The 19638-nt window shown below is 37.2% G+C and carries 15 protein-coding genes; all 15 read left to right on the top strand.

Annotated elements, in window-relative coordinates:
• Window positions 1-7 precede the first annotated feature (7 nt).
• The 15 genes from IGI37_RS15165 to IGI37_RS15095 all read left to right on the top strand — a co-directional run bounded on the left by IGI37_RS15165 (window position 8) and on the right by IGI37_RS15095 (window position 19638).
• Window positions 8-844 carry a PRD domain-containing protein gene (locus tag IGI37_RS15165; protein WP_438762904.1) on the top strand — a complete coding sequence of 279 codons (837 nt, stop codon included), beginning with the start codon at window positions 8-10 and terminating at the stop codon, window positions 842-844.
• Between the two features lie 188 nt (window positions 845-1032).
• Window positions 1033-1389: a DUF4180 domain-containing protein gene (locus tag IGI37_RS15160; RefSeq protein ID WP_438762903.1), complete on the top strand. Its 357-nt coding sequence runs from the start codon at window positions 1033-1035 to the stop codon at window positions 1387-1389.
• 711 nt (window positions 1390-2100) lie between these two features.
• Window positions 2101-2940, top strand: coding sequence for a helix-turn-helix domain-containing protein (locus IGI37_RS15155; protein ID WP_438762902.1), 840 nt, complete (start codon window positions 2101-2103; stop codon window positions 2938-2940).
• Window positions 2941-3445: 505 nt separating this feature from the next.
• Entirely contained in the window at window positions 3446-3946 is a 501-nt protein-coding gene (locus IGI37_RS15150) for a zinc-dependent metalloprotease family protein (RefSeq protein ID WP_438762901.1), read from the top strand.
• A 24-nt stretch (window positions 3947-3970) separates the two neighbouring features.
• The gene (locus IGI37_RS15145; protein WP_438762900.1) at window positions 3971-4231 is read left to right on the top strand and encodes a hypothetical protein; all 261 of its coding nucleotides are present in this window, start codon (window positions 3971-3973) and stop codon (window positions 4229-4231) included.
• 97 nt (window positions 4232-4328) lie between these two features.
• On the top strand, window positions 4329-5744 hold the full coding sequence (locus IGI37_RS15140; RefSeq protein WP_438762899.1) for an ISLre2 family transposase: 1416 nt from the start codon (window positions 4329-4331) through the stop codon (window positions 5742-5744).
• A 302-nt stretch (window positions 5745-6046) separates the two neighbouring features.
• A complete protein-coding gene (locus IGI37_RS15135) occupies window positions 6047-6358 on the top strand; it encodes a hypothetical protein (protein WP_438762898.1) in 312 nt (103 codons plus the stop codon).
• A gap of 409 nt (window positions 6359-6767) precedes the next feature.
• On the top strand, window positions 6768-7889 hold the full coding sequence (locus IGI37_RS15130; protein ID WP_438762897.1) for an IS4 family transposase: 1122 nt from the start codon (window positions 6768-6770) through the stop codon (window positions 7887-7889).
• Between the two features lie 465 nt (window positions 7890-8354).
• On the top strand, window positions 8355-10475 hold the full coding sequence (locus tag IGI37_RS15125; RefSeq protein WP_438762896.1) for an alginate lyase family protein: 2121 nt from the start codon (window positions 8355-8357) through the stop codon (window positions 10473-10475).
• A 21-nt stretch (window positions 10476-10496) separates the two neighbouring features.
• Window positions 10497-12500 (top strand): beta-galactosidase, encoded by a 2004-nt coding sequence (locus IGI37_RS15120; RefSeq protein WP_438762895.1) that lies wholly within the window; start codon window positions 10497-10499, stop codon window positions 12498-12500.
• Between the two features lie 127 nt (window positions 12501-12627).
• Window positions 12628-14373 carry a sensor histidine kinase gene (locus IGI37_RS15115; protein WP_438762894.1) on the top strand — a complete coding sequence of 582 codons (1746 nt, stop codon included), beginning with the start codon at window positions 12628-12630 and terminating at the stop codon, window positions 14371-14373.
• 4 nt (window positions 14374-14377) lie between these two features.
• On the top strand, window positions 14378-15658 hold the full coding sequence (locus tag IGI37_RS15110; RefSeq protein WP_438762893.1) for a response regulator transcription factor: 1281 nt from the start codon (window positions 14378-14380) through the stop codon (window positions 15656-15658).
• A gap of 195 nt (window positions 15659-15853) precedes the next feature.
• Complete coding sequence (locus IGI37_RS15105; protein WP_438762892.1) at window positions 15854-17422, top strand: hypothetical protein; 1569 nt, start codon at window positions 15854-15856, stop codon at window positions 17420-17422.
• 356 nt (window positions 17423-17778) lie between these two features.
• A complete protein-coding gene (locus IGI37_RS15100) occupies window positions 17779-18735 on the top strand; it encodes an ABC transporter permease (RefSeq protein ID WP_438762891.1) in 957 nt (318 codons plus the stop codon).
• 15 nt (window positions 18736-18750) lie between these two features.
• Window positions 18751-19638: a carbohydrate ABC transporter permease gene (locus IGI37_RS15095; protein ID WP_438762890.1), complete on the top strand. Its 888-nt coding sequence runs from the start codon at window positions 18751-18753 to the stop codon at window positions 19636-19638.

Here is a 19638-nt window from a genome sequence, read left to right as displayed (position 1 = left end):
GAATCAAATGAAGGTATTGAAATCTTTGAATAATAGTCTCATCCTTTGTCTTGATAGTAATGGCGCTGAAGTCATCTTAATGGGGAAAGGGCTGGGGTTCCAACTCACAAAAGGTGACCGTGTTCCTTTAGATAAAGTGGAAAAAACTTTTATCTTGGATTCTCTTTCCCAATCTGTAAAAAATGACTATATCCATTTATTTGAGAAGGTCTCCGATGAATTAATTTTAAGTGTAAAGAAAATCATTGATTATGCCAATACTCAATTTGACTCCCCTCTTAGTAGAAACCTTTTCTTTACATTAGTAGATCATTTAAAATATGCCATTGAACGAAATAAAAATGGGATTATTTTTCAGAATAAATTATTAGTAGAGATTCAGAAATACTATCCAAAAGAATTTGCGATTGGCCTTTATGGAATTGATGTGGTGAATAAAGCTCTTGATATTGAGCTTCCAGAAGAAGAAGCTGGCAACATCGCGTTTCATATTGTCAACGGCCACGATGAACAAACAAATATGGAAGAAACGATTCAGTATATTCGTATGTTAAAGGATATTTTAATGCTGTTAGACTACCTTTTCCCTGAAAAAGAAGTGGAGAAGGAATCCATGCTCTACTTAAGGTTTGTTACTCATTTGCAATTTTTCCTGAACCGCATGCTAAAAGGAGAAGAGCTTCCTAACAAAGATGATTTTTTGTTAAACTCGGTAAAAGTTCGCTTAGTAAAAGAGTATGAGGCTGCAAAGAAAATAAAAGACTATATAGAAGAAGAATTACCTGTTAGTGTTAATAATGATGAGGTACTCTACTTGACTTTGCATATTTCTAGAATATATTAACTCACTAGCGTAGATATTATCTGAGTATTTAGATAATTGCTTATGTGTTACTCAAATATATGGTAGTGAAATACACGTTTTAGTTGAAAAATATGGCGGTAAGTCCTATAGTTGTTTTGAGTAAAGGGAATCTATTCTGGCCATGAAAGCTTGCTTCATCTATCTCAACGAACGAAAGGAGTTTTCCAGTGGAAGCATATAAAATAGAAAATACCGATATTATTCGTGTGAAGAGCGATGAGGTGTTGATTAAAGATACACAGTCGGCCTTGGATTTTGTTATGAGTGTGACTTTTGAGAATACGAGCAATCGAGTGATTATTGATCAAGCGGTTATTGCTGAGGAATTTTTTGATCTGAAGACGAGATTATTGGGCGAGGCGTTTCAAAAGTTTATCACGTATCAGATTAAACTCGCGATTATTGGTGAGTTTGAAAAGTATAATAGCAAAAGTTTGAATGATTATATTTTAGAATCAAACAAAGGCAATTCGATATTTTTTGTAGCGGATGAACAGCAAGCAATTGAGAAGTTATCTCACTAAAAAAGGAGGTAGAAGGCTAAATATAGCTCTTCTGCCTCCTTTTATATTGAATACCTCATTAGAAAGTATAAAAGTTGAGTCGTAATAAATGAATAATAACTACAGATCAACAATTACTATTCAACTAACCATTGACTTTTCGAATAACGTACGATACTTTTAAAGTGCACCAAGGCTTAATGCACGTTTATGTTTTATAAATGAGATTGGGACAGAAGTGTTTAACTTCGAGAAATAAGAAGGAATTCACGGAAATTGCTCTTCAAATTTTGTGACCAGGTAGGTATTGTTCTACATCTATTTACTTTGTAAATAGTGTTTCACAGCAATTTCAGCTTATTTTTCGAACCTTCAACTCTAGCATGTCCCATGCGTAGAAGTTGTTGAGAGCGGAACGCAGTCCACCAATTCTAAAGGTGTTCCACCTTTAGAAATTGATGGGGCGGAGTGAAGATGGAGTTGCTTCTGTACCCACCGTTTATTCGGATAAAAAGAGGGTGAGTAGGGTCTAGTTAGGTCCTATTATTTACTTAATCACTTAAATCCATATCTTACATAGGTGGGACAATTTCCCAGATAAAGCCACCAATTAAGCCCCAAATGAATGAACACATATTTTCTCCTCCTTCCTAATTACTGTCTCTAATTTATATGATTGCTTGTACCAATATATTTTTTTGTCCGTTACTTCGTCAAAAGAAGGTGAATACAATGGGGCATTCAAGTTTAGTGAAACGTTTGCGAATTGAAAGAGGATATTCTCAAGAACGATTAGCAAGTGGAATATCGAAACGTAGTACGCTAGCGTCCTTTGACAATAAGGCAACGAAAATTTCTTATGATACGCTTGTTCAATATTTAGAGAGGTTGAATATCACCTTAGAAGAGTATCAATTTTTGCTTGATAATTATAAGGAAAGTGAGAAAAAGGAGATTTCTGCGCGATTCTATCAAAAACTGAAACAAAAGTATGACAAGGAGTTCCAAGGGTTTCTCGAACATAAGTATTGTGAGACGGATAATCGATACTTTGAGTTATTGAAGGCTGTTTACTTGTTGGTGATGTCTAGAATATATCCTGAATTAGGACTCGAAATTGAATCAAGTAAATTAGTTGTTTCAAGTTATTTAGACCCGATTAAAACATGGGGACGATTTGAGTTATCCATCTTCATAAATACTCTTTTCTGCTTCGATAGCCAGTATATTCAGATTCATTTCAGACGATCAATCAAAAAAATGAAAGGGTATACAGATAGTTTGTATTATAGTCGAGACTTATTGGCTTTCCTAATGAATGGCGTGCAACTAGCTTATGAAAGAAATGAGAAGAAGCTGTTCGATGAATTTTTTTCTGAACTGAGATTTTTAGCAGATGAGCTGAATAATATGGAAGCTAATGTAGTTTGTAAGGTGTTTCATTTTTTGTCCTGTTCTGAATCTCGAAGTCAAAAGGAAAAGTACGAGTTGTTTTTTGTTCTTGAGTTTCTAGGTAAGGAAGATTATATCTTGTATATTGAGGAAATGCTAAGTAATAAAAAGGAAGAATAAAAAAACACAAATACTGACGGAATAAGGGTCATTTTCAGTTATAAAATTATTAACTGGGGATAATGATTGGTAAGGACAGGTTGCCATGGAACTTGTTCAAAAATATAGGAGGAAGCATCATGAAGAAAAATGCGTTAGTCTTATTTGTGGGAATATGCATATTGATGGGCTCTGGGATAGCAGCCCTTGCGGATTCTGGTTCTGGTCATTATGGCGGTTGGATCGGAATTCAATGAATAGTGGGTGTAATAGTGTTTATAATATGTGGCTGGAGACTAGGTGTTAGCTTATGTCATCAAATCACTGCTGTAGACCGGAGTGGTGCAAACACAGATGCGAATTTATGCATGGCTGAAGATTTCAGAGCTAGCTTGAATACTCCTACGTAATGAAATCTACAATAATACTAGAGTTTTTAGAAGATACTTCCTCTTTTGAAGTATCATCTACATCTATGTGATTACCTAATGTCGTATAAATATATTTATGAATGGAGAAGATATACATGAAAAAAATAGTAGTATCAATTTTTGTGTTATTAGCAGGATTTACTATTGGGGCAAAGCAAGTAACTGCATATGTCCTTAATAGTCAGAATGTTGGTTATACCTGCCAATATAATAATTTATCATCAGCAAGTGGGTATACCGGAAATCTTAATAAAGCCACCGCTTGGAACTATCAAGGTGCGTTGGTATATGTTAAATTAGGCTCTTCTGGGAAAATTAATATCTATCAAGGTGTGGTTAATACAGACAACGGAAATTATGGTGTATGTTATTACAATACGAGTTCCGAAAGTGATATCCGATATTATAAAGCTTTTATTAATGCAAACACTGATACCAGAAATGAAACGGTAGTTCATGAAGTTGGACACGCCATCGGATTAAGTCATACCCAAGCTCAAAATAATACAAAAGCGGTTATGAGAGCACTTGGATTCAACAAAAAAGCGTATCCATTGTCAGATGATAAGGCTGGTATGAATAAAAAATATAAATAATAAGCGACGGGAGTGCTATAAGCTATGAAAAAACCTATTTTAGTTGTTGCTGTTATTGGTTTATTTGCTGTAACACTAGGAGGCTGGTATGTTAAAAATAATTTTATGGAAGCAAATAAGGGGGATACTGTTGATCAATCAGAATTGCATGATAATGGGATGGAAGGGCACATTTTTGGTAAGGAAATGTATCTTGATGCCAAACTGGATGAGTTTAATTGTCTCGAGGATGTTGAAGCTACAGCAGATGAGATTGTAGTTGCGCAGAAAATTTCTCAAGACTAAGTGTAAAATATATTGCGGTAAGATTTGAAAAAAAGAAAGAAGACCATTATTCTAATTGTTAGGTTTAGCGGCCAATAACAATAAGAGGATGGTCTTCATGGAAACTATTGTAAACGAAATTGCAGAAATTTTAAAGAGTGAATCGCATTTTATTGCAAAAGAAAAAGCATTAGTCATTTATCTCGCCAATTTGATCCGAGAAATCATCACAATGGCCTTTGAACAAATAGATGATGATTTAATTGGAGAATACAAAAAACAAGGGTATCAAATAGAAAAAAAGAACGATCGGAAATTATTGACAGTATTCGGCGAAATTCAATTCCGTAGAAGGCGATACATCAAGGAAGGCGAGTCTTCAGTTTATGCGTTAGATGTCTTTTTAGGATTGAAAAGCCATGATAGGTACAGTCATTTACTCAAACGAAATGTTGCGGAGCTTGCCAGCAAAATGACGTATCGGAATAGTGAGAAAGCCATAGAACTCTTGACTTCCTTCACCATGAGTCATCGAAAAATAAACCGGTTGGTCTTACAGGTGGGTGAAGAAATTAAAAGCCAACAAACGGCGGAAGAACGCTATGATGAAAGAAAAGATAAAAAGAGAAGACCTTCAGCGATTTACATTGAAGGAGACGGTATTCAAATTAAAGGTCAGAAAAAAAACCAATTAGAAATTTATCGATTTCAAGTATGTGAAGGTTCAAGACCAGTCGGGAAAAATCGAAGACAGTTGAAAAATTATCATGAGTTTGTAAGCCTTAGCCGTAAGCAAGCACTAAAAGAAACACAAGAGTACCTAGCAAACACGTATCGCCTTGAAAAAACCATTGTCATCAGTAATAGTGATGGTGGTTCAGGCTTTGAAAAAAATGTATTTGAAGAGCTAGCGGGAAATTGTAGACGGCATGAATTCTTTTTAGACGCGTACCATGTTAATCGAAAAATTAAAGAAAGACTCTCTAACTTCAAAGATTTACAGCCGTATCTAATGGAGGCTATTTGGCAAGCTTATAGTTGGGACAAGGTCGTTGTAGCGTTAGATACGGCGGCGAGCCTGTTAGTGGACGAGCAAGACACAGAAAAAAACCGAGAATCTCTGCGTCTATTAGAAAACTACTTAACTAGAAACTGGAAGTGGCTACAACCTTTTGAACAACGAAATTTAGCTGGGATTCAAAAATGCATAGGCACCTGTGAAAGCAATCATAGAGTGTACAGCTATCGAATGAAACGACAAGGACGCTATTGGACAAAGAGTGGAGCTGAAGCCATGGTGCGAGTGATATCAAGTATAAAAAACAAAGAAATTGAACAATGCTTGATGACAGATTATGCACCAGCAGAAGCGGAAGACGCGTTGAAGAAACGCTGCCAACAAGCATTAAGAAATACGACTAGTAAGCGTTGGAATCGTTTTGAAGAGCATGTAGGCATTCAATACGGACATGTAACAGGAAAAGAAAAAACATCAACGGGCATGGGAAAACTGATTCGCGGATTATGTAGTTAAAAAAATTCATAATGCCCTACCAAATGGCAATTGTGTCAAGTAAATTATTTTTAGCAAAAATGATTTACTTGACACAATTCAACCAAGCGAAGCGCGGTAGGAAAGTGAAATAATATAAATAGAGCCGTACCTATCACTCTAAAATAATGGTTACCGCAAAATACTTGACACATACTTCTCAAGAGGCTCCGACAATAAAAAATGGAGCAGAGGGTAGAATAGATATTGCGTATACATTATCAAAATTTAGAGTGAAAAAGGTTATTTCTGGTGAAAGTCTCAAAGACGAGGATACGTTTACGATGCTTGAAAATGAAGCTTACGACCAGGAAAAGAAGATAACTTATCATATTGCCGGGTACAACTTAATAGAGGCGGATAAAAATTATCTTCTGATTTTGAGACACTCGGAAACGGATCCCTATTACATTGTTTCTGGCGTAAACTACGGAAAAGTCAGTTTGGAAGAGACAGAGACGGACTATCCTAAAGGTCTCAAAGATGCAAACACTGATTATAGTAAAGAGATTCTTTTTGAATATGCCAAGCAAGAAAAAATTCGAAATGATGCAAGAACTAAATATGACAAGGATATTAAGCCATTTATTAATTAAGTATTTAGTACAGATGAGAGAATAATGGAGAAGCAGGTACTAGTTATGGCGTCCTCATGTAACAGATTAGGCTGAAAAGCTATTTATGTAATTTCATTTCATCTCATCTTATATTCCCGATGAGTAACCAGGGGAGGTAACTTTGAAAAAACAATTGGAGTTTTCCCGATTTTTATTCTAGTGTTGTTATTTATCATGACCGTTTTTTTTAATGATATGAACGAACACATTATGATGAATTCAGTGGCTATCAACAAAAGTTTTTTAGTATATTAGAATAGGTGAGCTCACTAGTGTTGCAAAGACTCCTCAACCTATCTAAAACTTGATATAAAGCTATCCAGACAAAAAAAAATCCTTTATACTACTCTTGGATGACTTATCCAAGACCAATAAAAAGGACCACAACATGGATAAGTATAACTCAAAAACTTCATTTCAGAAATGGTTTTCTTCAATAAATTTGAATAATTTATCGGAAGAAGCCAAAAATTGGATGCAACAATTTAATTCTTACAGTAAAAAACTGGACTTCACGACCACAATTAAAGTTCTGTTACATGCCGTTTATGAAGAGCTTCCAAGCTTTCGCGAAATGGACAGATCCTTTATGGATCGAAGTCTTCGCCAAGAAATAGGCATAGATTCGCTGTGCTACAGTTCACTTTCTCGTAAAATTCCTGAAATCAGTCAAGAAGTTCTAATGGAGATCTTTGCGCAGTTGGCTCAGAAAGTGGCAAAAGAACGACCAAGTTCAAAAACAACTAGCCTTCAACTTGTTGATTCAACCACGATCCCGTTGAATAAGACGCGGTTTCCATGGGCAAATTTTCGGAAAACTAAAGCAGGTATCAAGCTTCATTTGAACCTCTGTTATCTGGACAAAACCAATCAATACCCAGAACATTTTACGATTACTAATGCCGAAGAACATGACCGGAATCATTTCGAATGTTTAGTGGACAAAACAGAAGCGACCTATGTTGTGGATCGCGGCTATTTTGATTACAAACTGCTGGATCGCCTGCACAATGACGGTTATTTCTTTGTGACACGAACAAAATCCAATACGACGATTACAGTCTTAGAACAAATTGAACTCGTGAATCCAAAAACAACAGACGGTCAACTTATCAGTGATCAACACGTCATTTTAGGCGGCGGAAACAATCACGTCACCGAACGATTTCGTCTTGTGACCGTTTTGACGAAAGGTCAACGTCTCTTGCGAATCGTTACCAATCGTTTTGATATTTCGCCAAATGAAGTCGCCGACATGCATCAAGCACGTTGGCAAATTGAGCTGTTTTTCAAACATTTAAAACAGAATCTGGCAATCAAGCAACTTTACTCACGAAGCGAACAAGGTGCAATTAATCAAGTGATTCTCACCCTTATCGCGACGCTGTTAACCTATTTGGTAAAGATCGAATTGAATTCGGTAGCGACACTTTTCCAGTTAAAGCGCTCATTTCATTATCTACGTTTTGAGCCTGCAGAAATCTGGTTAGAGCGCCACAGACCCGGGTGATTTTGACTAAATACGTTGTCGACGCTTTTAGGATTCAGTTAAATACGACCAAAATTTTCTGGAAAAAAGTCATCCCTTGCGTAAGCATTCGACTTTTTTTAAAATTTTAGCGAAAGATTGTTTTCAGATTATTCTGACTATATTTGCGCAACACTAGTGAGGTGAGCTCAATCAAAAATAAATAATAGAGGAACTATTTTCTGCCACGAAAGAAAAAGTGGCCAGAGATAGGAAAAACTCTGCACCAGAAATCGCTGAAGCATCTGACAGCGTTTCTGGGGCTATTTTTGTGTTTCTGAATTTTTTTGATGAATGTAGGAATGTCCATCGTTCACCTTTCTTTCGTTTATTGGATGAAAAGGAATAGGTTAAGCCTGTTACTATAATCTTTAAATTGTACTATTCATTTAATGAAAGCGTTTTTGTAAAATGAGTGTATTAAATTGTGAGAAAAGAGTGTGACCTATGCATCCAGTTTTTAACCTGTTAGATTTGTCCTCTCCACGACTTAAAGAGGTAGAGATGGCCGTTCGTGCAAATAATGAGTCAAAGGCACTAGATGAGTTACTTATGTATTACCAAAAAAGAACAGACTATCAAGGGTTTGTTTTTACTGATGAGCAAACACCAAGTGAGCTTCGTAAACAAATGGCGCAGATTCCAGAGTCAGAGAAGGCGCATATTTTTGAGGTTGCAACCCAGTTATCCAAAAAATTATTTTTGTTCCAAGAACCTTGGGATATGGAGAGGACGCAGGTGCCGTTTCAGTTTGAGACTGAGATTGATTGGCAAATGAATCCTGATTATGATCCTGAATGGACATTTATGATAAATCGAATGAATTATTTGAATGTGTTGGCACAGGCCTATCTTTTGACGAATGATCATCACTACACGGAAATTTATACAGGCTTGTTAAGTGACTGGCTTGAAAAAAACAGAGAACCAGATGGGTTACGTTATACGAGCTGGCGTAGTATTGATTCGGCTATTCGGTTGCGAAACTGGGTGAAGTCCTTAGAAATTTTTTTACTAGATCCGGAATTTCCCAAAGAGTTGTTAGCAGAGATTTTAGTTTCCTGTGTGGTCCATTTTGATTATTTACAAGAAGGCTGGACAATGAACCGCCTACAAACAAATTGGGTTATTTTAGAAGCAAATGGGGCTTATTTGGGTGCTTTATTTTTTAAAGAATTGATGTGTGCAAGTCACTTTGAAGCGGTTAGCTTGCCTTACGTTACGCGAGCGGCGCTAACCCAAGAAACCTCTGAAGGCATGCATTGGGAACAATCGTACCAATATCATCATGAGGTTTTACTGAAGCTAGCAGAGATTTATTTGTTAGGGCGTCGTAATCATAAAGAACTACCAAGCGACCTAAAAGCTGTCATTGATCGCATGTCAGTCGTCGCGGCTCATGCAAGAAAACCAGATGGCACGCAGGATAATTATGGGGATAGTGACCGTGAATCGGTGGATGAACTATTGGTCTTGCTGGAGCAAATCACAGGGCTAACATTGTTAGATTCGCATGAATTTGTAGGGCCAAATCGTTTTGTTCTAACGCATTTTGGTAAGGTCGTCAAAAAACGAGACGTGAAGGAGCAGTATCAAGATTCATGTGCGTTTGATGAAGCTGGCATTTATATTTTGAAGGATTCGAGCCATCAGTTTCATGCACAGTTTAAGTGTGGCTTTTTAGGTCATGGTCATGGACATGATGATCTATTGCATCTATCTGTTTTCGATGATGGAGAGGATTTTTTAGTAGATGCAGGTCGTTATAGTTATGAAGAGGCGCATCATCATCGATTGGCATTTAAATCACCGGAATATCATAATACAACGATGGTCGATGGACGCCCAATCAATGAACATGCTAACTGTTGGGATGCTAAAAAGGTCGCACATCAGGTGAATTCAAAGTATCGTTTTCACGAAAAAATGGCTTTTGTTGAAGGCGGACATTTAGGTTATCTAGATTTAACCAACCCAGTGTATACCAATCGAAAGGTACTCTACATCAAACCGGATATCTTAGTGATTGTTGATGAATTTTTAGGACGTGGGAAGCATCAGTTTACTCAGAATCTTCATTTTAAACTGGACCAGTTAGAAAAAGTGGCGCATAACAAATTGCGTTATACAAATAGTAAAAATAAGGAGTACCCAATTACTGTTTTTGTTTCAGATTCAGAGGCAGAATATGCGTGGGAGCTGAGTCAACAATTTGTTTCAGATGATTATAATGAACAGCATTTGACACCCAAAGCGACATTATCTGTCATAAGTGAGGCCCCGTTTACGATGTGTACTTTTATTGGGTTAGGTAATCAAGAGATGAATATTGAGCCAGTTGATGTTTTTAACGAATATGAAGGTCTTCGAAAGAGAAGTACCGCTTCGGCTTTTAAAATGAACGATCTTGATAACAAAGCAACGGATGTAACAAAATATGTCGTGGTTAATCATTATGAAGATGCTGATTCTAGGCGAGCCTATATTGTTGAGGGACATCAGGTGTATGGTCGTGTGGTTTTAGTTGAAGTTCAAGATCAAAAAGAGCAAGTGACCCGTATTTATTAGATAGAGAGAGGAACGGCAGTGATGACAAAATACTTTGAACGAATTTTATACGGTGGAGATTATAACCCGGAACAATGGCCGCAAGATGTTTGGCAAGAGGATATGCGTATATTTAAAAATGCTGCAATTAATAGTGCAACAATCAACGTGTTTGCTTGGTCAAAATTACAGCCTTCAGAAAATGAATATGATTTTTCTGAGTTAGACGCAATTGTCGCTATGTTAGAAAAAGAGCACTATGATATTATCCTAGCAACTTCAACGGCGGCAATACCTGCCTGGTTATTTAAGAAATATCCGGAAGTTGCGCGGACCACGTATGAAGGTCTGCATAACAAATTTGCGAGTCGCCACAATTTTTGCCCGAACAGTTTAATTTATCAAAAATATGCGAAAGCATTGACTGAAAAAATTGTCGCCCGGTATGCTTCCAACAAGCATGTGAAATGTTGGCATATCAATAATGAGTATAATGGCATTTGTTATTGTGACAACTGTGAAAAGGCCTTTCGAGTATGGCTGAAGGAGAAATACCAGATCTTGGACGCGTTGAATGAAGCGTGGTATATGGATTTTTGGAGTCATCGTATTTATGATTGGGATGAGATTGTGGTGCCAAATGCTCGCGCAGAAGGAGTGCACAAAACAAATCCGTATTTTGCTGGTATTTCATTGGATTATCAACGTTTTAATTCGGACTCTTTGTTGAATCTGTTTAAAATGGAACGAGATATTGTTCGAGCATCGGGTTCTAAGGCGCCTATTACAACTAATTTGATGGGAACCTATAAAGGTTTAGATTATTTTAAATGGGCAAAAGAAATGGATATTGTCTCATGGGATAGTTATCCGGCTTATGATACGCCATGGTATGAAGTGGCAATGAGCCATGATTTGATGAGAGGTTTGAAGGATCAATCGTTTATGTTGATGGAACAGACCCCGAGCCAACAAAACTACCAACAATATAATGCACTCAAACGTCCAGGACAGTTGCGTGCTCAAAGTTACCAAACGTTAGCACATGGTGCAGACTCGATTCTCTACTTCCAATTAAGACGTTCAAAAGGAGCAGCTGAAAAATTCCATGGCGCCGTTATTGAACATGGTGGTCGTGACAATACGCGAGTGCTCAGAGAAGTTTCACAAATTGGTCAGGAGCTAAGAGAATTAGGCGACGGCTTTGTGGGTGCATCTATTCAAGCGGAGGCTGGCATACTCTTTGATTGGGAAAGTTATTGGGGGTTAGAGTATACAAGCGGACCGACCAAAGATTTGTATTATGTTCCACAAATTAAATATTATTATAAACAATTTTATGAGAGAAATGTGCCTGTGAATTTCATTTCTACTGAGACGGATTTTTCAAGATATAAAGTCGTAGTTGCACCTGTTTTCTATATGGTGAAAGAGGGAATGAAAGAGAAACTGGAGGCCTATGTCAAAGCTGGTGGAATTTTGGTTACAACTTTCATGAGTGGGTTAGTGGATCAGTCAGATAATGTTCATCTAGGTGGTTACCCAGGACCGTTAAAAGACTTAGCTGGGATATGGGTGGAGGAGATTGACGCCTTGGCGAAAGATACACAGAATCAACTGCAGTTTTCAGATGGAACAAAATCTAGTGGGCGTCTTCTTTGTGATTTAATTCATCTGGAAGGTGCGGAGAGTTTAGCGGATTACACAACTGATTTTTATCAAGGAATGCCGGCCATTACAAGAAACCAGTTTGGAAAAGGAAGTGTCTATTATCTAGGTACGCAACTTGAGGAGGGGGGATTAGGTAAGGTCTTGCAACTGATTTTTGACGAAGTGGCCATTGAACCTATAATAAAAGAACCCTCAGCCTTAGAAATTACAAAACGTGTGATAAATGAGGATGCGTACTTTTTCTTATTGAATTTCACAGAAGAAAAGGTTGCTGTTCCCAAAGAGTTTATTGGTTTAACCGATTTGATTTCTAATCAGCCAATTTCTTCTGAGAGTAAGCTAGCCAAATACGAGGTAATGATTGTAAAAAAATAACTAATTTGAAAGCTGTGACTGTCTACTGAGTAATAGTTACAGCTTTTTTCTAAATAAGTGACAACCTTGACGTTAAGCACTCTGGAAAGTAGAATTAAAGCATTACACTTACAGAGAAGGGGCCAAAATGAGAAAGAAAAAAAACCAAGAACGTTTATTGTCCATGCGATATTTATTATTAATTTACTGTTTATTTATTGTAGTCATATTTGTTTCATTTGGCATCATGAGTTATCAATCTGTCAAACAAATTGAAAACGATGTCATAAACAATGCTGAACGCCAGTTGAACTATATGGATAAGCGTCTGGATAATGCATTTCAATCGATTCAGTTCAGCGTGGCGGGGTTATTAAAAAATCAGGACGTTGCAAACTACCGAAAGATCGCTACTACAGATGAGACGGATGAGGTCATTCATGGCCGAGAACGTGTGCGCTCTAGTTTACAAAACGCTGCAGGCTCTTCTCAGGTCCTTGGTTCAGCAATGGTCTTTTACCAAAGCGCGCAACAATATGTATTTTCAAATTCAATGAATGATGAGAATCAAAAAAAAATAACTGATTTTCTAAAAGAAGTCGATCAATCGGGTTGGTATCGAGTAGACGGGGTGTCATTATACTATGTCAATTTTTCACCATTTCAAGCACGAACGTTTCAAACGAATAGTTTTAATTACGCAATTGCTGGGAAAATAAGGCAGGATTTTATTTATGACTTGTTAGCTGATTCAAACAATGATGCGGATATCCATACATTTTTTTCTTTTTCGGATGGTCAATCTATTCAAGTGAATCAAATACCAAAGAGCCTGCAAGCGAAAATAGACACACTGATTGCTAAGGACGATTTGCCCGCTATAGTTGAACTACGTTTAGATGGTAAAAATTATCAAGTTTTGTCACGATATAATGCACGAACAGCGACTTGGTTGACGTCGTATTTGGATACGAGCATCTTTTCGAAACGAATGATTCGAACGGTCGTTTTCTCAGGGTCTATTCTAGCTTTATTGACGACCTTAGCCTTTTTGGTGTTGGCCTTGTTTTATAGTAAAATCTATCGAAATATGCAAAACATGTTTCATGCTTTATCGGCAGTTGAGAAGGGTGATTATTCGGCACGAATGCCAATGTCACGCGATTCAGATTTTAACTATGTCTTTTTAAAATACAACACGATGCTAGATCAGACAGAGCGTTTATTAATTCGCTTGAAAAAAGAAACTGTTTTGCGAGAGACTGCTGAATTCCGGCAATTACAAGCACATATCAATCCTCATTTTCTCTATAATAACTTGCTGTTTATCATGTCGATGGCCGAGACCTCGCCCAAAGCTGTAGTGATGATGACGAGTCATTTGGCTGACTATTACCGGTATGTGACAAAAAAGAATACGACCGAGGTAACGCTTGAGCAAGAGTTAACCTTAGCAGAGAACTACTTGACAATCTTGGCCTTACGTAAGGAAATCGATTTTTATGTTGATTATCCAGAAGCGTTAGGGAGACAGCCATTTATGCAGCTAGTCATACAGCCTTTAGTTGAAAATGCTATTTTCCATGGTGTAGAGATGCGCTTGGGAAGTCATGAAGTGAATTTGGTAGTAGAGCAGGAAGAAGAAGGTTATCGTATTTCTGTCATTGATGATGGAGTGGGCTTGAGTAATCAGAGAATTGAGGAGCTTTATGAACAAATTAGTAAGGATACACCCAGAACAGATGGTAGTGTAGGACTTTGGAATGTCCATCAACGTCTAATCAATCGTTATGGTGTAAAAAGTGGCTTGTTGATTCAAAGTGATCTGAAACAAAAAGGGTATGGAACGACTGTTTCAATGTGGATTCCAATTATTAAGGATGGGGGTACGTAAAAAGATGAGCGTTTTAATCGTAGATGATGAATCTTATATTGTCGAATACTTACAACATTTGATCAACTGGAAACATTACGGATTTACAGAGGTACTAGCGACAAGTCAACCTCAACAAGCACTACAAATTTTACAAGAAAAAGCCATTGATTTGGTTATCTCAGATATTCGAATGCCTGGTATCAGTGGCCTTGATTTGATTAAAATGATTCACCAAGACTATCCCAAGACGCATGTGATGTTTCTTTCAGGCTATTCAGATTTTGAGTATGCGCAAACGGGGATTCATTATGGTGTAGAGGACTATCTGTTAAAACCAATTACAAAGTTGGATTTAGAAACAGCTCTACAACGATATGTAACGCATCATTGTCCATCAAAGCCAGCAAATCCTGAACATTTAATTGATCATTTTAACTGGCTGATTACAAATGTCGGTTTTTATGCAACACCAGAAGTTAACCCGCAAATCATACCAGAGACATCGTATGTTTTCTTTAAACAAAAAGGGAGAGTGGTGCAGCCAAGCGAAGCGGTAGTCATTTGGTCCGCTAAAGAGACCTCTTTTGGTTTTCTACCAAAAGAGTATGTTGATCAGTTACCAAAAGCGACTGTCTCTCAGCCGTTTTCTTTTGAAAATAGTGATCAATTAAGACAAGTCTTCTATTGTTTTTTTGCCAATCAAAACTATCGCCAGAAAGATTTGAAAAAGGTGTTATTCCTTCCTGCCTTGCAACAATTAAAGACAGAAGAGCGTAACCTGAAGATATTTGAAGAAGGTTATGAGCAAGCGCAAGGTTCAGAAAAACTGATCTATTTACTAGAATGTTTACCTGTATTATTGGGGCAACAAATCCCAGTTGATCCTGGCATTCTGTTAGAAATGGCACAAACCGAGCTGTTTAAAGCGAAGCTCAGTGAATATTTTAAGAAGCTGTTTACTCAGGCAAACGAAAAAAACTCGGTGAAGCGAGTCATTGATCGGGTTAATGAGTACATTGGGAAAAATCTGAGTGAAAACCTAACATTAGAGGTAGTGGCCAACAAAGTCTATGTCCATCCAGCCTATTTATCAAAACTATATAAACAAGAAACAGGTGAAAACTTTTCTGTTTATTTGGCTAACAAACGCATGGAGGCTGCGGCTCAACTTTTAATGGATTCAAATTTGATGGTTTCTGATATCGGAAAACTAGTTGGTTATCGTACATCACAGTATTTTATCAAGGTATTCAAGGAAAAATATCATATGACCCCTCAGCAGTATCGGCGTGCCCATTTATGAGGAGAAGAAGTATCCATCTATAGAACTAGTAAATTTAGGCGCATCAATTATAAGCAGGGAGTCTATCCAATGAATGAAAGCGGAATCAAACAAGTTAAATTTGTCCTTATAATCTTAAAATAGTACTATTCGAAAGTTGAAAGCGTTTTTGTATAGTAATGATGTAATCAAAAAGCATAAATGGGAGGAACAAAAATGAAGAAGAAAAAACTTACCTTGGCTTTTGCTACACTTGCTTGTCTGGGGTTATTGACTGCTTGTGGTTCTAAGGGCAGCTCAAGTGAGGACAAAGGGGCGGAGAAGGCTGATGGTGTAACTTTATGGACGCCGTTTACTATGCCTTCACAAACCGTATCAAGCTGGCGCGAATCTCCGTTTCATAAAGGCTTGGCAGAGGCTTCGGGTGTGGATGTGGATTGGCAGTTTCCATCTGAGGGAACAGATTCAGTCCAAGCGTTTAATTTAATGATGTCAGAGAAAACCTTACCTGATATCATCTGTTATGGAGTAAGAAATGACGCGCAATCATATATTGATGATGATGTTATTTACGACTTAACAGATATGTTGAAAGAAAAGGCACCAAACTATTGGAAGTTCTTGCAAGAAAATCCTGATTTTGATAAGGCAATGAAAACGGATAGTGGACGATACTACGGCTTCGGCTTTTTCCGAGATCCGAGACAGCCTGCAACGTTCATTGGGCCAATGATTCGAAAAGATTGGTTAGATGAAAACAAGTTGCCTATGCCAACAAATATCGCGCAATGGGAAACAACGTTTAAGACCTTTAAAGATAAATATGGCGCAAATATGGCTTGGGTATACGATAAGATGGATCCAGGATTTGCAGGAGCATTTGGGGCATATGGAACAGCTATCCCAACATTTTATCTAGATGATGATAAAAAGATTCAATTTGCTCAAGCGCAACCCGAGTGGAAAGAGTATATGACTTGGATGAACAAGATGTATCAAAAGGGGTATATTGATCCGGATATTGTGACGTTAGATGATGAAGGCTTAAAAACAAAGGTGGCTAATGATAAAGTCGGGATTTCTAATTCTTACGCTTCACAGGTAACGGTCTTCAATGAAAATGCAAAATCAAGTAACACAAAGGCTGAATGGGTCCCAACAATTTATCCAGATCAAGCAAATGGGAAACCAAGTGCGGCAATCTTTGATGATGGCTCTGTTCAGTTTCCGACATACGTGATTACTAAGTCATGTAAAGGAAAAGATTTAGATGAAGCATTTAAATGGTTAGATTTTGCATTCACTGAAAAAGGTTCAAACTATTGGAACTTTGGTAAAGAAGGCGATTCATGGAAAATGGTTGACGGCGTTCCTAAATTTACAGATAAAGTCTTTAAAAATGAATTGGGTATTTTTGAAGCGAAAACGTTGTATACAGGAAATCGTGGCACAGGATTGGGCTTACAAAAGGTAGAAGCAACAGCTATTAGTGCAGAGGATGACCCATTAAAAACTTCTGTATCAACTACTTGGTACAATAAGAATGATGAAGCGAGAGAACACCGTTTGAATGTCCCATTGACGTTTACCTCAGAGGAAGGAAAACAAGTGGCCACCATCAAAGATACGTTGGATTCTTATGTAAAAGAAAATACGTATGATTTTATTACCGGAGATCGTTCATTGGATACATTTGACGATTTTGTTAATGAAATGAATGATTTAGGTCTTAAGGATTTACAAAAAATTAATCAAGATGCCTACGATCGTTATCTAAGTAGGTAGAAAATAGATGAGCTGTGACTGAAGAATAATCTTCAGCACAGCTCTTTTTGAGTGAGGTCGGGACCTAATTGAACCTAGGCTTGCTTGTTCTAAGTGTTAGAGACAGTCCTATAAAAGGCCGTTTGGAGATAGCTTTTTTATTTGTTTTAACGAGAAGGATAGAAAAGATTTGTTGGATAGAGACCAAAAAACTAAGCTAGTCGGGGTTTACTTAAATAGAGAAGAAGATTTGCTTAATGTTGTCCTTATAATCTTAAAATTCTACTATTCAGTAATAGAAAGCGTTTTCGTATGATACAGGTATGGAAAGACAATACAGGGTCAAAAAGGAAGTTAAAAAATGAAGAAGAGGAGTCATGATTATGTTATTAAATGCTGTACCAGAAAAAGCAATAAAGAAACAATCCTTCAGTTACAGAGTCAAACAAGATTTTAAATTGAACAAATTAAAATACTTGATGGTGTTACCGGTTATTATTTACTTTATTCTGTTTGCCTATAAGCCGATGTATGGCATCCTAATTGCGTTTCAAGATTTTAAACCACAACTAGGGATTGCTGGAAGCGAATGGGTGGGACTTGAAAACTTTACCCGATTTTTTTCAGATCCATCTGCTAAACGAGTGATTGTTAACACATTTCGTATCAGTATTTGGAGTATTATTATTGGGTTTCCGGCCCCAATTCTCTTAGCCTTGTTGATTAACGAAATTAAGAACAAGGTGTTTAAACGAGTTGTTCAGACCGTTACCTATATGCCTTATTTCATCTCGATGGTAGTTATGTGTAGTTTGATTAAAGTATTCACTCAATCAGATGGATTTATCAGTCACTTTTTAGGGAATTTTGGCCTTATTCAGACAAACTTATTGGCAAATAAAAGTCTCTTTTTACCTATCTATATCATTTCGGGTATCTGGCAGACGATTGGTTGGGATTCCATCATTTATCTGGCTGCTTTGTCAGGAATTGATCAAGAACAATATGAAGCAGCTCGTATCGATGGGGCAGGTCGCTTGAAACAAATGATTCATGTGACCTTACCTGGCATTCGCTCGACGATTATTATCTTATTTATCTTACGAATGGGTGGGATTCTAAACGTTGGATTTGAGAAGATTTTGCTTCTCTATTCTCCTTCTACCTATCAAGTGGCTGATGTTATCTCCACTTATGTATATCGGATGGGGATATTAAATGCCGATTTTAGTTATTCAACAGCAATTGGCTTATTTAACAATATCGTGAATATTTTGGTTCTTATCGTCACCAATAAAATTGCTAAAAAGACAACTGACTCAGGGTTGTTCTAAGAAAGGAGCATTTGCATGAATAAAACGAAAGTAAATGAAGGCGTAGCAAGCAAGACGTTTGATGTGTTGAATACGTTGTTTATGATATTTTTGATTATTGTTTGTTTTTATCCACTCTGGTATGTTTTGGTCGCTTCATTCTCAACAAGTGCACAGGTTACGGCAAGTGGAGGTGCTCTTGCATGGCCAAAGCCTCTTACTTTAGGTGCGTTTTCAAAAGCATTAGCACATCCGTTGATTGCTGGAGGCTTTAAAAATATTTTTTTGATTTTGATTCTTTCCTTACCTTTGAATATGATTATGACGCTTTTGTGTGGGTACTTTATGGCTGCTAGAAACGTCATGTGGAAAAATATTATCGTTTCCTTTTTCTTATTCACCATGTTTTTTGGTGGGGGTCTAATTCCTAGTTATTTGAATCAAAAAGGACTGGGATTATACAACAATATTTGGGCATTGGTCATTCCAGGCTGTTTGAGTATCTATAACGCGATTATTTGTCGATCGGCCATTGATGCTATCCCTGAGAGTTTGTTTGAATCAGCTCGTATGGATGGTGCGACAGACATGACTATCTTGTTTAGGATTATTGTTCCTTTAATCAAACCAACTCTAGCCGTTTTACTTTTGTATTATGGTGTTGGACATTGGAATAGCTGGTTTGCTGCATCAATTTACATTAAGGATAACGCCCTATTACCGATTCAAAATGTCTTGCGTGCGGTGTTGTTGGCAAATAGTAACATGCTAAATGACGGAGCAGATCCTGAAAATATTAATACATTTGCAGAAACAATCAAGTATGCCGCTATTGTGTTATCTACGTTACCAATTCTCTGTATTTACCCTTTCTTGCAAAAGTACTTTGTAAAAGGGGTCATGGTCGGTTCTGTTAAAGGATAG

The sequence above is a fragment of the Enterococcus sp. AZ194 genome, from assembly GCF_051713825.1.
Classification (GTDB): Bacteria; Bacillota; Bacilli; order Lactobacillales; family Enterococcaceae; genus Enterococcus_K.
Note: the sequence above shows the minus strand (reverse complement) of the source record. Positions and strands in the feature narration are given on the sequence as shown.

Bases quoted from the DNA above. Each gene is read 5' to 3' on its own strand.
- IGI37_RS15165 (WP_438762904.1), top strand. From the start codon at position 8: ATGAAGGTATTGAAATCTTTGAATAATAGTCTCATCCTTTGTCTTGAT.
- IGI37_RS15155 (WP_438762902.1), top strand. From the start codon at position 2,101: ATGGGGCATTCAAGTTTAGTGAAACGTTTGCGAATTGAAAGAGGATAT.
- IGI37_RS15150 (WP_438762901.1), top strand. From the start codon at position 3,446: ATGAAAAAAATAGTAGTATCAATTTTTGTGTTATTAGCAGGATTTACT.
- IGI37_RS15145 (WP_438762900.1), top strand. From the start codon at position 3,971: ATGAAAAAACCTATTTTAGTTGTTGCTGTTATTGGTTTATTTGCTGTA.
- IGI37_RS15140 (WP_438762899.1), top strand. From the start codon at position 4,329: ATGGAAACTATTGTAAACGAAATTGCAGAAATTTTAAAGAGTGAATCG.
- IGI37_RS15135 (WP_438762898.1), top strand. From the start codon at position 6,047: ATGCTTGAAAATGAAGCTTACGACCAGGAAAAGAAGATAACTTATCAT.
- IGI37_RS15130 (WP_438762897.1), top strand. From the start codon at position 6,768: ATGGATAAGTATAACTCAAAAACTTCATTTCAGAAATGGTTTTCTTCA.
- IGI37_RS15125 (WP_438762896.1), top strand. From the start codon at position 8,355: ATGCATCCAGTTTTTAACCTGTTAGATTTGTCCTCTCCACGACTTAAA.
- IGI37_RS15120 (WP_438762895.1), top strand. From the start codon at position 10,497: ATGACAAAATACTTTGAACGAATTTTATACGGTGGAGATTATAACCCG.
- IGI37_RS15115 (WP_438762894.1), top strand. From the start codon at position 12,628: ATGAGAAAGAAAAAAAACCAAGAACGTTTATTGTCCATGCGATATTTA.
- IGI37_RS15110 (WP_438762893.1), top strand. From the start codon at position 14,378: ATGAGCGTTTTAATCGTAGATGATGAATCTTATATTGTCGAATACTTA.
- IGI37_RS15105 (WP_438762892.1), top strand. From the start codon at position 15,854: ATGAAGAAGAAAAAACTTACCTTGGCTTTTGCTACACTTGCTTGTCTG.
- IGI37_RS15100 (WP_438762891.1), top strand. From the start codon at position 17,779: ATGATTATGTTATTAAATGCTGTACCAGAAAAAGCAATAAAGAAACAA.
- IGI37_RS15095 (WP_438762890.1), top strand. From the start codon at position 18,751: ATGAATAAAACGAAAGTAAATGAAGGCGTAGCAAGCAAGACGTTTGAT.